Origin of the sequence: Streptomyces yerevanensis (assembly GCF_000716805.1) — a bacterium.
GTDB classification, from domain to species: Bacteria; Actinomycetota; Actinomycetes; order Streptomycetales; family Streptomycetaceae; genus Streptomyces; species Streptomyces flaveus.
Window position 1 is genome coordinate 133,184 of sequence record NZ_JNWJ01000013.1, and the last position, 13,731, is coordinate 146,914.

Consider the following 13,731-nt stretch of genomic DNA (forward strand, 5'->3'; position numbering starts at 1 on the left):
GAGTCGTCGGCGCCAGGTTACGTCAGGCGGGCAGCGCCGGGGCCTCGCGGCGGCGGGGCCCGGGTTTTCCGGCCAGCGGCTCGTGCGATTGCGCGGACGGGAGACGGACCACCGCGTCCAGGCCACCGGTCGCCGCGGCGTGCAGGGTCACCTCGCCGCCGCTGGCGTGGGCGAGGCGTTGGACCAGGGAGAGGCCGAGGCCGGTGCCGCCCTTGGGGGCTCCGGGGGCGCGCCAGAAGCGGTCGAAGGCGCGGCTGCGCTGTTCCGGGCTCATGCCGGGGCCCTCGTCCGTGACGTGCAGGTCGACCCAGGAGGCGCGGCTTTCGCGGAGGTGGTGGAGATGGTGCAGGGGGTGCCGACGGGCGGGTGCCGAGAGACGGAGCTCCATCGACACGGTGCTGCCGGGCGGTGAAGCCCGAAGGGCGTTGGAGAGCAGGTTGTCCAGGATCTGCTCCACCGCTCCCGGGAGCGCGAGCACCTGACCCATGCTGCCGGCGAACAGTACGAGCGAGACATCGTGCCGCTCGAACAACGGCGCCCACGTCCGGTGCCGTTCCGCACAGATCTCGCCCACGTCGACCGGACCCGGGCTCGCCGCGCTGTCCTCGAGGCGGGCCATCGCCAGCAGCCCCTCGACCATCCGCGACAGCCGGTCCGTCTCGGTCACGGCGGCGGCGAGGCTGCCCCGGGCGCCCTGGGCCGTGTCGGGCTCCAGGTTCTCCAGCCGCAGCCGCAGGGCCGCGAGCGGGGTCTTCAGCTGGTGCGAGGCCTCGCCGGCGAAGGCGCGTTGTGAGGCCAGGAGGTGTTCGAGGCGGGCGGCGGTCCGGTTGAAGGCCGCCGCCAGGCTGCGTATTTCCGGCGGGCCGGAGGTGACCGCCACCGGAGTCGCCTGGCCGCCGTCGGCCAACTGGTGTGTGGCCTCCTCGAGTTGGCGGATGGGGCGCCCGGCCCACCGGGCGAACGCGAAGGCCAGCGCGGCGACCGCGGTCAGGGCCGAGCATCCGGTGAACCCCAGCAGCAGCCACACCCGGCCGACCCGGTCGGCGACCATCTCCGTGGGCAGCGTGATCCGCACCGCGCCCCGCGCCCGCTCGTCGCCCGCTGCCTGAGGCCCGCCGGGCGCGACGACCGGGGCGGCGACGGACAGATACTGCACGCCGCCCATGGTGGACGTACGGACATCGCTGGTGGCCGTGCCGTCGAGTGCGGCGGCCACTTCGGTACGCGACGGAAGTTCGCGTTTCTCCGGATCGGACAGCGGATGCGAGGTGGCCAGCAGATCGCCGTCCGCGTCGAGGACGACCACCTGTCCGCCGATACGCTCGGCGCAGTGGACGACTCGCTTGTCGAGCTCGCCCTTCCGCCCCGCCGAGAGGGACAGTGCGGCGAACGCGGCCACCGACTCGGCCTCGTCGACGGCGGAGTTGACGATTCGTTCCCGCTCGGCCCGCGAGTAGACGATCCCCAACGGGATCTCCAGGCACAGCAGGACGAAGGTGGCGAGGCTGAGGTAGGTCAGCAGCAGACGGCGGGTCATGACACCGCGGCCTCCTCGGAGGTTTCGGGGTTGTCGGAGGCTTCGTCGTGGCCGCCGCGCCCCGGGCTCGACCGACCCGGGGTGCGTACGGCGAGCCGGAACCCCACCCCGCGCAGCGTCTGGATCCACGCCGGGTCGCCGAGCTTGCGGCGCAGGGTGGCGACATGCACGTCCAGGGTCTTGGTCGGGCCCTGATAGTGCGTGTCCCAGACCCGGTTGAGGATCTGCTGCCGCGAGTACACCGCGCCGGGGTCCTCGGAGAGCAGCGCGAGCAGTTCGAACTCCTTGGGGGTGAGAGGGACCGGCACCTCGCCCACCCAGACCTGCCGCGTCCGCCGGTCCACCACGAGCGGTCCGGGCGCCGGGGCGTCGCCCGCCGGCTCGCCGGGGTCGGGCGGGGACTGCTCGTACCGGGGCGGTTCGTAGGCCCCTGGCCTGGGCGGTTCGTAGGCGCCCGGGTCGTACGCGGGCACGGCAGGTTCGTACGCGTTCGGATCGTACGTCGCCGACTGGGGCGCGTACGGATCAGGAATGTACGTACCGGCTGCGGGACCAACGTACGTACCCGCCGCGGGAGTTGCGTCGCCCGGCGCCCCCGCGCGGTGCAGCCGGCGCGTCACGGCTCGGATGCGGGCGACGAGTTCGCGGATGCTGAACGGTTTCGCCAGATAGTCGTCCGCACCGAGCTCCAGACCCAGCACACGGTCGGCCTCCTCGCCGCGCGCGCTGAGGATGATGATGGGCACGTCGGAGGTCTGGCGGATGCCGCGGCAGACGTCGATGCCGTCCAGGTCGGGCAGGCCCAGGTCCAGCAGGACGACGTCGCCGTGCGGTCCTCTCAGCCCGTCGGCGCCGGTGGCGACATGGCTGACCGTCAGCCCGAAGTGGCGCAGCCCCTCGGTCAGCGGTTCGGCGATCGTCTCGTCGTCCTCGATGAGCAGCACTCGTACGCCCATGCGTCCTGTCTCTCCATGAAACATGAATCCGGACAACACGAATCCCGTGCTGTGGAGTCGCCACGCTACAAGACTCCTCATGTGCGTGTCCCATGAATGCGGGGTTTGTGAAAAGGCGCTCAGTAAGCGCTTGTATCTGTCCGATTCGACTGGTTCCGGCGGCTTCGGTGAGGTGCCTGGCTGAAATATGTGGCAAACCTGGTGTCGCCTTAGTGTCCCCTTAACCTTTCTCTGGCCAGGTCTCCCATACGGTTCATAAGGCCAGTTCAGAACAGGTTTGAGGGAGGAAACGTGAAGGCATTGCTGGATCGCGCCCGGTCGTTCAAGCGCCGGGTCGACTTCGAGAGCGGTGAATACCGGAAGCTGGCCGAAGGTCAATTTCCGGAAGCGCTGTTCATCACCTGCTCGGACTCGCGGGTGATACCCGCTCTGATCACCGGCGCAAGGCCCGGCGAGATATTCGAGCTGCGCAATGCGGGCAATATCGTGCCGCCGCACGATGAGCACGGAGCGGCCTCCGGCGAGGCCGCCACCATCGAGTACGCACTGGAGGTGCTCGGCGTTCAGGACGTCGTGGTGTGTGGCCATTCCCACTGCGGCGCCATGGGTGCGCTGAAGCACGGCGCGGATCTCTCCGCGCTGCCGCGGGTGGACGCCTGGCTCGACCTCGCCCGGCCGGGGCTCACCTCACTGCTGGGGGACGCCGTCGAGCCCGAGGACCCGGCTCTGCGGGAGGTCGTGCAGATGAACGTGCGCAACCAGTTGGCCGCACTGCGCGAGTACCCGACGGCCCGTCAACTCCTGGACTCCGGGCGGCTACGGCTGCACGGCTGGTACTACGAGATCGACACCGGCCAGGTCCAGGAGCTGGACGAGGACGGTCTGTTCCGGGTGCACGCGTCATGAGCGGGCAGCATGCGCGGCGGGCGCGCGGACGCGGTACGGGAGACTCGAGGTCTTCGTCGTCGACGCTCACGATGGAGACCACGAGCCCTCGCAGTCAGAGCCCTCAGAACCCTCCGGGGGCCCGAAGTACCGAGGAGGGGTCTGCCGGTCCTGCTGGTCCTCCGACTTCCCCGAGCTTGCGCAAGGGGCGCGGCGGAGACGATGGCGGTGGCGGTGGCGTGGACTTCGCCACCGAGATCACCGCTTCGCTCGTCGTGTTCCTCGTCGCGTTGCCGCTGTGCATCGGGGTGGCCGTGGCGTCCGGGGTGCCCGCCGAGCTGGGGATCATCTCCGGGGTCATCGGCGGACTGGTGGTCGGGGCGGCCCGGGGCAGCACGCTCCAGGTCAGCGGACCGGCCGCCGGGCTCGCCGCGCTGGTCGCGGAGACGGTGATGGAGTTCGGCGTCGCCATGCTCGGCGTGATCGTTCTCTTCTCCGGCATCCTGCAGATCATTCTGGGGATGGTCAGGCTCGGCCGCATGTTCCAGGCGATCTCCCTTGCCGTCGTCCAGGGCATGCTCGCCGGGATCGGACTGCCGCTGATGTTCAGCCAGGCGTACCCGATGGCCGACGCCAAGGCGCCCGGCATGCCGATCGAGAACATCGCCGGAGTTCCCGGCCTTGTCGTGGACACCCTGGCGAACCCCCAGGCGGGGATCGCGGCGCTGCTCGGCATCGTGACGATCGTGCTCAGCTTCATGTGGAAGAAGATGCCGGGGCCGGTGAAGAAGGTCCCGGCGGCGCTCGTGGCCGTGGGCATCGGTATCGGGGTGGCCTCGCTGCCGGGCGTGGACGTGAAGACGCTCCAGGTGGGCAACCTGCTGGCTTCCGTCCAGGTGCCGGGGGCGGAGCAGTTCGCGGGCCTGGCCAACGCCGGGATCATCACCGCGATCCTCACCTTCACGGTCATCGCCTCGGCGGAGAGCCTGTTCACCGCGGCGGCCGTGGACCGGATGCACAACGGCCCGCGCACCCGCTACAACACCGAACTCATCGCCCAGGGCGCCGGAAACACGGTGGCCGGCGTCCTCGGAGCGCTGCCCATCACGGCGGTCGTGGCCCGCAGCTCGGCCAATGTGCAGGCCGGAGCCAAGACCCGGCTCTCCCGTACGCTGCACGGCCTGTGGCTGCTCGCCTTCGCGCTGCTGCTGCCGCAGGTACTCGCGCTGATCCCGATCTCGGTGCTCGCGGGTGTCCTCGTCCACAGCGGGTGGAAGCTGTTCGCGCCCGAGGAGTTCCCGAAGATGTGGCGGCAGGACCGCGGCGAGTTCGCGGTGATGACCACCACGACGCTGGTCATCGTGGCCACGGCGCTGCTTGAGGGCGTACTGATCGGCCTCGCGGCCGGTGTGATCCTGGCGGCGCTGCGGATGTCGCAGACGGTCGTCCGGCAGCACATCGACAACGACACGGCGAAGGTCGTCATGGCGGGCAACGCCACGTTCCTGCGCCTGCCGCGCCTGATCGACGCCCTCGAGTCCGCGGCTGCCTCCGGCAAGCCCCGCATCCGCCTCGACCTCACGGGAGTGACCCACCTGGACCACGCCTGCCGCAGTCAGATCGACGAGTTCGTCGCGCAGCATCGGGGGGCGGGGTTGCGGGTGGAGTTGCTCATGCCGGGGCCGGCGGTTACGGGGGCGGGGGCGAAGGTGCCGCCGTCGCCGGAGCCGGAAGTGGCGGCTGCCGCCGGGGTCTCGGCGTCGGCATCGGCGCCGGGCCCTGATTCGGAGAGGGAGCGGGTGCTTGCCTCGGTCCCTGCCGCCCCTGACGGGGAGGCGAACCGGGCGTGGGGAGAGGCTTCGACCTCCGTCGGGGCGGCGAGCCCGGCGTGGGAGAGGGAGAGGGTTACGAACCGGGCCTGGGAAGCGGACTCCTCCAGCGGCCCCGCTTGGGAAGCGGACGGGTCCACCGGCTCGGCCCGGGACGCCGCCCCCGGCCGGGGAACGAACCCGGCTCTGGACGGGCCTGCGACCTGGGATCCCGACCAGGCGTGGGGCACCGACCGGGCACGGGACCCCGACCAGGCATGGGACACCGGCCGCCCCTGGACCACGGACCGCGCCCAGGACGCCGACCCGCTCACCGATCCGTCCCACGACCGAGCCACCGCCGACCGGTCAGCGGATCCGGCCCCTGTCCCGGGCCCAACGGCCGAGTGGTTCTACCTGGACACGGAGCCCATGCCCGGCACGCCCCCGCCGCCCGTCATGCCCCTGTTCCGCCGCGGCAGGCCGACGACCGACCGGGTCTGAGTCAGTCGGCCAACCCCTCTGCTGGGCACCACGTGCGTAGGGGGTGGACACTTTCCGGGAACGTGTTCACCCCCTACGCAGAGTGCATGCCCGCCACCAACCAGCCCATGAAGAAAAGCGGAACCGCCGCTAACCTGAAACCGTACGTCTCATGCGGAGTTGAGAGGGTCCTCAGGGCACAGCGAGAGGGAGCCGTCATGGCCGGCTGGAGTGTGCAGGACATCCCTGACCAGGGCGGGCGCATCGCCGTCGTGACCGGTGCCAACAGTGGGCTCGGGCTGGCCACCTCGCGTGAGCTGGCCCGGCGTGGGGCCCATGTGGTGCTCGCCTGCCGGAGTGAGGAGCGGGGGGCCCGCGCTCGCGACCGGATCCTTGGGGAAATCCCTGACGCGCAGGTCGAGTTGAGGGCTCTCGACCTCGGACGCCTGGAATCCGTACGGGAGTTCGCGGATTCCTACGGTCACGAGCGGCTCGACCTGCTCATCAACAACGCGGGTGTGATGGCCCTGCCCCACGGACGCACAGCGGACGGCTTCGAGACCCAGTTCGGGGTCAACCACCTCGGGCACTTCGCGCTCACCGGACTCCTGTTGCCGCTGCTCCTGAAGACGCCGGGCGCGCGGATCGTCACCGTGTCCAGCACCATGCACTCGGTGGCCAACATCGACATCAACGACCTCAACAGCGAGCGCCGCTACAGCCGTTGGCTCGCCTACGCCCGTTCCAAGACGGCCAACCTGCTCTTCACGCACGAACTCGCCCGCCGCCTCGGCGCGACCGGCTCGGACGTCGTGGCGGCCGCCGCCCACCCCGGTTACGCGGCCACGAACCTGCAGACCAAAGGCCCCAGGATGGAGCGCCGCAAGGCCGCCGAACTGTTCATGCAGATCGGCAACCGCTTCTTCGCCCAGTCCGCCGAAGCCGGCGCCCGGCCCATCCTGTACGCGGCCACCGCACCCGGCGTCGAACCCGACTCCTTCACCGGCCCCTCGTTCGCCGACTGGCGTGGCTCACCCGCCAAGTCCCGCCGCGCCAAGTGGACGCTCAACGACACGGCGGGGGAACGCCTCTGGGCGGAATCAGAACGGCTCACGGGAGTGACGTACGACGCCTTGAAGGTGTGAGAGGCGTCAGGACGTACGCACCTCGTACGTCGCCACCGTCACCGCATCGTCGTCCAGGCACCGCCCCGACTCCAGCTCGAAGCGCTGCTTGAGCAGGGGCGAGGCCACGAACGGGCGGCCCTGGTGGGAGCCGACGAGGCCGCGGGAGAGGACGGCGGCGCCGCTGAACGGGTCGCGGTTGTCGATGGCGTACAGGCGGCCCGCGCGGTCCTGGAAGAGGGCGACCTGGCGGCCGTCGGGGAGCAGGGCCGCCACCCCGCGGCCGGGCATCAGCGCGCTGATGTCGCAGACCGTGAACCAGTCGTCCGCCGCGTCGTCGACGCGAAGCTGGACCTTCAGGGTCGTCGTCTCGGGTGCGAGGGTCATCGCTGGGCGCTTCCTTCCAGGGGACGGGTGCCGATGGTCAGCAGCGGCAGGTCGGGCTTGATCTGGTCGCGCTCGGGGACGAAGCCGACGACGGGGTCGGGGGTGTCCGGCGCGTTCACGAAGGAGACGAAGCGGGACAGCTTCTCCGGGTCGTTGATGGTCTCGGCCCACTCGTCGCGGTAGTTCGCGACATGCGCGGCCATCAGGGACTCCAGTTCCTCGCAGATGCCCAGGGAGTCGTCCACGACCACGTCGCGTACGTGGTCCAGGCCGCCGGGGATCCGCTCCAGCCAGGTCGAGGTGCGCTCCAGGCGGTCGGCCGTGCGGATGTAGAACATCAGGAAACGGTCGATCAGGCGGATCAGTTCGGCGTCGGAGAGGTCCTGTGCGAGCAGGTCCGCGTGGCGCGGGGTGGCGCCGCCGTTGCCGGCCACGTACAGGTTCCAGCCGTTGGCCGTGGCGATCACGCCGAAGTCCTTCGACTGGGCCTCGGCGCACTCGCGCTGGCAGCCGGAGACCGCCGACTTCAGCTTGTGCGGGGAACGAAGCCCCCGGTAGCGCAGCTCCAGGTCGATCGCCATGCGTACGGAGTCCTGGACGCCGTAGCGGCACCAGGTCTGGCCGACGCACGACTTCACCGTACGCAGCGCCTTTCCGTACGCGTGACCGGACTCGAAGCCCGCGTCCACCAACCGAGCCCAGATCAGCGGGAGTTGTTCGACGCGTGCGCCGAACATGTCGATGCGCTGGCCACCCGTGATCTTCGTGTAGAGGCCGAAGTCGCGCGCCACTTCCCCGATCACGATGAGCTTCTCGGGGGTGATCTCCCCACCCGGGATGCGCGGCACGATCGAGTACGAGCCGTTCTTCTGCAGGTTGGCGAGGAAGTGGTCGTTGCTGTCCTGCAGGGCCGCCTGCTCGCCCTCCAGTACGTAGCCGCTCGCGCCGATCGTCGGGGCGAGGGAGGCGATGATCGAGCCGACCGTCGGCTTGCAGATCTCGCAGCCGTCGCCGCCGCGGGCGGTCTCACGGCCGTAACGGTCCAGCAGGTCCTGGTACTTGTTGATGCGCAGGGCGAGGACGATCTCGTACAGCTCCTCGCGGGTCTGCGAGAAGCAGCCGCACAGGCCCTTGTCGACCTCGACGCCGCTGGCCTCCAGCTCGGCGTTGACCAGCTGGCCGAGGACCTTGACGCAACTGCCGCAGCCCGTACCGGCCTTGGTGCACTTCTTGACCTCGGGCACCGTCGTGCACTGGTGGTCGGTGACCGCGCCGCGGATCGTGCCCTTGGTGACGTTGTGGCAGGAGCAGATGACCGCCTCGTCGGGCAGCGCGGACGGGCCGAGCTGGGCGCCGCCGGCCGAGCCCGCCGGAAGCACCAGCTGCTCGGGGGAGACGGGCGGTACGGAACCGGTGAGCGCGCGCAGCGTGCCGTACGCATCCGCGTCGCCGACCAGGATGCCGCCGAGCAGCTCGCCGTCGCGGCCGATGACCAGCTTCTTGTACGTGCCGGAGCGGGAGTCCGCGTAGACGACGTCCAGGCAGTCCTCGGTCGCGCCGTGCGCGTCACCGAAGGAGGCCACGTCGACGCCGAGCAGCTTGAGCTTGGTCGACATGTCGGCACCGGTGAAGGAGGCCTCATCCGCCGCGATCGTCGCCGCCACGGTCTCGGCCTGCTCGTAGCCGGGCGCCACCAGGCCGTACACCTTGCCGTCGGAGGCCAGCGCGCACTCGCCGATCGCGAAGACGTGCGGGTCGGAGACCGTACGGCACTGCTCGTCGACCGAGATGCCGCCGCGCTCGCCGACCGTGAGGCCGCAGTCGCGGGCGAGCTGGTCGCGGGGGCGGACACCGGCGCTGAACACCACCATGTCGGTGGCCAGTTCGGAGCCGTCGGACAGCTTCATGCCCGTGACGGCGCCCGAGTCGTCGGTCACGATCTCCTGCGTGCCCACGCCCGTGTGGACGGACAGGCCCATGTCCGCGATGGTGCGCAGCAGGGCGGCGCCGCCACCCTCGTCGACCTGCACCGGCATCAGGCGGGGCGCGAACTCCACGATGTGGGCGGTGAGCCCGAGACCCTTCAGCGCGCCCGCGGCCTCCAGGCCGAGCAGACCGCCGCCGACCACCGCGCCGGTCGTCGCCTTCTTCGCGTACTCCTCGATCGCGAGAAGGTCCTCGATCGTGCGGTAGACGAAGCAGCCCTCGGCGTCCTTGTTCGGGACCGGCGGCACGAACGGGTACGAGCCGGTGGCCATGACGAGGACGTCGTAGTCGACGACAAGACCGGAGCGGGCGGTCACCCTGCGGGCTTCACGGTCGATGGTCTCGGCCGGGTCGCCGACGTACAGCTCGATGCCCTCCTTCTCGATGAACGCCATGTCGGTCATCGAGAGGTCCTCGGGCGTCTTGCCCGAGAAGTACGAGGTCAGCTGGACGCGGTCGTAGGCGGGCCGCGGCTCCTCGCACAGCACGACCACGCGGTGCGTGGCGGTCAGGCCGCGCTCGGCGAGCGCTTCGAGGAAGCGCTGGCCGACCATGCCGTGGCCGACGAGCACGATCGTGGGGGTCGTGGACATCAGGAGCCTCCATCGTTGGTGAGCAGGTGGAGCAGAGGGCCGGTCTCGGGGAGCGGCTCTGCTCCCTCCCAGGCGCGGGCGAGCGCGCCTACGGTGCCGAGTTCGCCGACGAGTACGCCGCCGACCACGCGGTCGTTGCGGACGACGACCTTGCGGTAGGTGCCGCGAGTCGCGTCGGCGAGCTGGATGACGTCGTCACCGGGCTGCGGGGTGGGCTCGCCGAAGGCGGCGAGGTCGAGCGGGGTGCCGGAGGCGAGGGTCAGCCGGGTGAGGGCGCGGGTGCCGGTGTAGCGCGCGGCGCCCTCGCCCGTCGCCAGCAGCTCGGCCAGCGCTTCGGCCTGTTCGAGGGCGGGCGTCGCGAGACCGTAGACGGTGCCCGCGTGCTGCGCGCAGTCGCCGATCGCCCGGATGTGCGGGTCGGACGTACGCAGCTCGTCGTCGACGATGACGCCCTTGTGCACGGCGAGACCCGCGTCCTGGGCGAGGCCCACGCGCGGGTGCACGCCACAGGTCAGCACCACCAGGTCGGCGTCGAGCGCGTACCCGTCGGCCAGCTCGACCGAGCGGACGGCTCCGCCGACGCAGCGCACGTCCCGTACCCGGCACTCGGTGTGCACCTCGACGCCCAGGTCCTTCAGGTGCCGGAGCACCAACTTCGAGGCGGAAGGGTCGAGTTGGCGTTCCATCAGCCGCTCGGCCTGCTGGGCGAGCACGACCTGCGCGCCGCGTGCGGCGAGCGCGCGGGCGGCTGAGACGCCGAGGAGACCGCCGCCGATGACGACGGCGCGGGCGTTCGGGCGTACCGCCTTGGACAGGCCCAGGCAGTCGTCCATCGTGCGGAAGGCGTGGATGCCCTCCGGCAGCATGTGATCCGCGGTGAAGAGCCCGCGCAGCGGCGGCAGCTTCGCGTTCGACCCGGTCGCCAGGACCAGCGTGTCGTATGCGATCACCGAGCCGTCCGAGCAGTGCACCTGCCGCTGGTCGCGGTCGATGCCGGTGACCCGGGCGCGCACCAGCTCCGCGGGCGCGGGCAGGGCGATCACGTCGGGGGCGTACCGCCCGGCCAGCACTTCGGCGAGCAGGACCCGGTTGTACGGGGTGTGCTCCTCCTCACCGATGAGCACGGCGGACAGCCCGAGCTCGCCGAGCCGCCGGGCGAGCCGTACGCCCGCGAGGCCGGCGCCGATCACCACCACACGCGTATTCGAGGTCATGGTGACGAGCGTGCGGTGCCGGTGTTACCCGGCCGCATCACAACTGTTTCCCGCGAGGAACGCTGCGCTCAGCGGGGCGGGGTTCGGGGTGTGAGGGTTTCTTGGGCGGGTGCGGGTTGGTGGGTGGCTGGTCGCGCCGTTCCTCGCGCCCCTGGGTGGGTGGGGGGTGCGGGGCCGTGGGCCGGTGCGTCAGCCCGTCGCAGGGCGGGCATACGGCCCTGGCCTGGTACACGGTGCGGGTTCTCCGAGACAGAACCTAAGCGACGGGCATACGACGCACCGGCCCACGCCCCCTCCCGCCGGAGGGAAACTGCGGGCAGTTGGGGGTGCGGGCTTCCCCGGGGCGCGTCCTTGCTCGGGTGCGGGCAGCCGCAGGCTTTTCAGGGGCGCGGGGAACTGCGCGACCAGCCACGACGGGCCCGCAGCCGCGACACGCAGTGTCACTCCCCACCCCCTGGCGGGGGTCTGGGGGCGCAGCCCCCTCACGCGGCGGAGCCGCAAATTGATACAGCCGGGAAGGGGCGGGGCTGGGGAAAGAATCCCACCTACCCGCCGGAGGCCAGGTGGGCGAACACCACCACGTTGCCCCGGTAGCCCGTGGCCTCCGAGTAGCCACCCCCGCACGTGATCACGCGTAGCTCCGCCTCGTGAGAGGCCCCGTACACCTTCTCGTCCGGGAAGTCGTGGGCGTCGTACACCTCGACCGCGTCGACGGAGAAGACGGCGACCGTGCCGTCCCGCCGCGAGATCTCGATCGTGTCGGCCATCTCCAGCGCGCCGAGGCGGAAGAAGACGGCGGGCCCGTCCGCGTTGTCGACATGGCCGACGACAATCGCGGTGCCCCGCTCGCCCGGGGTGGCGCCACCCGCGTACCAGCCCGCGAGATTCCGCCGCGATGCCGGCGGCACGTCGAGGCCGCCTTGCGGAGTGAGGCCGAGGCCCGTGAGGGGGGCGTCCACCCGGATGGACGGGATGCGGACGCGGTCGGGAAGGGAGGGCGGGAGCGGGGCGGCCGCGGGCCGGTCGACATGGGCGTCCGTGCGGCTCTGCGCAGCAGACGGCTGCGGCGGGGCGTGCGCCTCGGCGCCACTGCGCACCAGCCACGCACCCGATCCGAAGGCCACCACTGTCACGGCGGCTATGGCGGCATTGCTGAACCTGCGCACGTACGCCCCCTCTGAAACAAGAGATGCGTCCCGCTTCCCCCTCCGGGCCGCGAGGGGCGTCGGACCCGGAGGGGGAGGGGACGGCGGTACCGGTGGACAGCGGAGGTGTCCGTCAGATCCCGTCGCCTCTCGCCCGGCGATGCAGGAGCCAGGTACCGCCCGCGGCGGCGACGGCGAGTGCCGCCACTCCCGCCGCGGTCTGTACGGGGTCGGGGCCGAGTGCGCCACCGACCCCCGTCTTCACGCTTCCTCTCGGATGCGTCTGTTCGTCGGCCGCCTTCTCGGCCCCCGCCCTGGGGGCCAGCGCGACCCTCAGGTCCCCCGTCAGCCGCGTGCCGCTGGAACAACGCGCGACGATCTCGTACGTTCCGGGCTGTGCGGACGGCGGCACCCGGAACCGCCCGACCGCGTTCCGCTCGTGCGTGCTGGGCGTCAGCGTGAAGGCGCCCGCGCCCACCGCGCTCGCGTCCCCCTTCATCGCGCCGTCCGCACCGCACTTGGCCGTGTTCACCGTGACCTCGGCACCGGGCGCGACGGTCGACGGGTACACCTCCAGCGCGCCGGTGTCCTCGCCGAACACGTGGGCGTACGCGGGCGCGACGGGGAGGCCCGCGGCGGCGAGAGCCAACGCGGTACCGGTCAGCAGACGGCCTGTTCGCATCGTGCTCGCTCCTCCGCCTCGGTTGCACCCCTGCTCTGTCGAGGTAAGTGGCAGTCGGCCCGACACGCCTCCTGATGAGGCGTCAGAACGGGTGTCGGGCGGGTGCACCGGCCGACGTTCCCAGGGTGTTTCGGCAGGTCACAGGCGTACGTGTAAAAAAGTATCGGCGGAGTGTGGGGGAGGGTGTGAACGGGTGACCGGCCTCTCGGACGAAGGCTCGGGGACGGCTCCACCGGCGGTTCGGTCGAGTGGCCCGATCGGGTGGTCCGGTCGGGACTTGACCTCAACTTTGGTTGAGATACGAGCCTGTCCCCATGAACTCCACGAACCCCAGGAACTCCGCTACAGACGAACCCGTCCGTCTCGGCTTGATCATCGGCAGCAACCGTGAGGGCCGCTTCGGACCCGTGATCGCCGACTGGCTGCTGAGCCGGATCCGCGAGCGCGACGACATCGAGGCCGACGTCGTCGACACCGCCGACGTACGACTGCCGACGGCCCTGTCCTACTCGCCGTCCGCCGAGGTGACCGCCGAGCTCGCCAAGGTCGGGCCGACGCTCGCCGGCGCCGACGCGTTCGTGGTCCTCACTCCCGAGTACAACCACTCGTTCCCGGCCCCCCTGAAGAACCTCATCGACTGGCACTACACCGAGTGGCGCGCCAAGCCCGTCGCCTTCGTCTCGTACGGCGGACTCTCCGGCGGCCTCCGCGCCGTCGAACACCTCCGCCAGGTCTTCGCCGAACTCCACGCCGTCACCGTCCGCGACACGGTCTCCTTCCACAACGCGGGCGCCCACTTCGACGACGAGGGCCGCCACAGGGATCCGGCGGCTCCGGACGCCGCCGCGAAGGGGATGCTGGACCAACTGGTGTGGTGGGGACGGACGTTGAGGGAAGCGAAGGCGGTGCGACCGTACGCGGGGTGACGCTG

General features: G+C 71.0%; 11 protein-coding genes. 4 read left to right on the forward strand and 7 right to left on the reverse strand.

Annotated elements, in window-relative coordinates; translation table 11 throughout:
- Positions 1–22 precede the first annotated feature (22 nt).
- A complete protein-coding gene (locus tag OP79_RS16100; protein ID WP_033320886.1) occupies positions 23–1,537 on the reverse strand; it encodes a sensor histidine kinase in 1,515 nt (504 codons plus the stop codon).
- On the reverse strand, positions 1,534–2,493 hold the full coding sequence (locus OP79_RS16105; protein ID WP_245685342.1) for a response regulator transcription factor: 960 nt from the start codon (positions 2,491–2,493) through the stop codon (positions 1,534–1,536). The genes OP79_RS16100 and OP79_RS16105 overlap by 4 nt, the downstream gene beginning before the upstream one ends.
- A gap of 291 nt (positions 2,494–2,784) precedes the next feature.
- Here OP79_RS16105 and OP79_RS16110 point away from each other — a divergent pair, with 291 nt between their 5' ends.
- The 3 genes from OP79_RS16110 (at position 2,785) to OP79_RS16120 (ending at position 6,814) form a co-directional block, all read left to right on the forward strand.
- Positions 2,785–3,399, forward strand: coding sequence for a carbonic anhydrase (locus OP79_RS16110; RefSeq protein ID WP_033320887.1), 615 nt, complete (start codon positions 2,785–2,787; stop codon positions 3,397–3,399).
- 218 nt (positions 3,400–3,617) lie between these two features.
- Complete coding sequence (locus OP79_RS16115; protein WP_425428573.1) at positions 3,618–5,690, forward strand: SulP family inorganic anion transporter; 2,073 nt, start codon at positions 3,618–3,620, stop codon at positions 5,688–5,690.
- Positions 5,691–5,887: 197 nt separating this feature from the next.
- Positions 5,888–6,814: an oxidoreductase gene (locus tag OP79_RS16120; protein ID WP_033320888.1), complete on the forward strand. Its 927-nt coding sequence runs from the start codon at positions 5,888–5,890 to the stop codon at positions 6,812–6,814.
- 6 nt (positions 6,815–6,820) lie between these two features.
- On the opposite strand, the gene nirD is transcribed toward OP79_RS16120, so the two are convergent.
- The 5 genes from nirD to OP79_RS16145 form a co-directional block, all read right to left on the reverse strand.
- Entirely contained in the window at positions 6,821–7,180 is a 360-nt protein-coding gene (gene nirD, locus OP79_RS16125; RefSeq protein ID WP_033320889.1) for a nitrite reductase small subunit NirD, read from the reverse strand.
- Positions 7,177–9,759, reverse strand: a complete 2,583-nt coding sequence (gene nirB / locus OP79_RS16130; protein WP_033320890.1) for a nitrite reductase large subunit NirB — start codon at positions 9,757–9,759, stop codon at positions 7,177–7,179. Before nirB ends, nirD begins: the two co-directional genes overlap by 4 nt.
- Positions 9,759–10,973 carry an NAD(P)/FAD-dependent oxidoreductase gene (locus tag OP79_RS16135; protein WP_033320891.1) on the reverse strand — a complete coding sequence of 405 codons (1,215 nt, stop codon included), beginning with the start codon at positions 10,971–10,973 and terminating at the stop codon, positions 9,759–9,761. The genes nirB and OP79_RS16135 overlap by 1 nt, the downstream gene beginning before the upstream one ends.
- A 545-nt stretch (positions 10,974–11,518) precedes the next feature.
- Positions 11,519–12,139, reverse strand: coding sequence for a class F sortase (locus OP79_RS16140; RefSeq protein WP_033320892.1), 621 nt, complete (start codon positions 12,137–12,139; stop codon positions 11,519–11,521).
- 112 nt (positions 12,140–12,251) lie between these two features.
- Complete coding sequence (locus tag OP79_RS16145; RefSeq protein WP_033320893.1) at positions 12,252–12,800, reverse strand: hypothetical protein; 549 nt, start codon at positions 12,798–12,800, stop codon at positions 12,252–12,254.
- Between the two features lie 314 nt (positions 12,801–13,114).
- On the opposite strand from OP79_RS16145, the gene OP79_RS16150 reads away from it, so the two are divergent.
- Positions 13,115–13,726 carry an NADPH-dependent FMN reductase gene (locus tag OP79_RS16150; protein WP_033320894.1) on the forward strand — a complete coding sequence of 204 codons (612 nt, stop codon included), beginning with the start codon at positions 13,115–13,117 and terminating at the stop codon, positions 13,724–13,726.
- Positions 13,727–13,731: the final 5 nt, after the last annotated feature.

What these genes read in the sequence shown, in the direction of transcription:
- OP79_RS16120 (WP_033320888.1), top strand. Translation starts at nt 5,888, where the DNA reads ATGGCCGGCTGGAGTGTGCAGGACATCCCTGACCAGGGCGGGCGCATC.
- OP79_RS16135 (WP_033320891.1), bottom strand. Translation starts at nt 10,973, where the DNA reads ATGACCTCGAATACGCGTGTGGTGGTGATCGGCGCCGGCCTCGCGGGC.
- OP79_RS16150 (WP_033320894.1), top strand. Translation starts at nt 13,115, where the DNA reads ATGAACTCCACGAACCCCAGGAACTCCGCTACAGACGAACCCGTCCGT.
- nirB (WP_033320890.1), bottom strand. Translation starts at nt 9,759, where the DNA reads ATGTCCACGACCCCCACGATCGTGCTCGTCGGCCACGGCATGGTCGGC.
- OP79_RS16100 (WP_033320886.1), bottom strand. Translation starts at nt 1,537, where the DNA reads ATGACCCGCCGTCTGCTGCTGACCTACCTCAGCCTCGCCACCTTCGTC.
- nirD (WP_033320889.1), bottom strand. Translation starts at nt 7,180, where the DNA reads ATGACCCTCGCACCCGAGACGACGACCCTGAAGGTCCAGCTTCGCGTC.
- OP79_RS16145 (WP_033320893.1), bottom strand. Translation starts at nt 12,800, where the DNA reads ATGCGAACAGGCCGTCTGCTGACCGGTACCGCGTTGGCTCTCGCCGCC.
- OP79_RS16105 (WP_245685342.1), bottom strand. Translation starts at nt 2,493, where the DNA reads ATGGGCGTACGAGTGCTGCTCATCGAGGACGACGAGACGATCGCCGAA.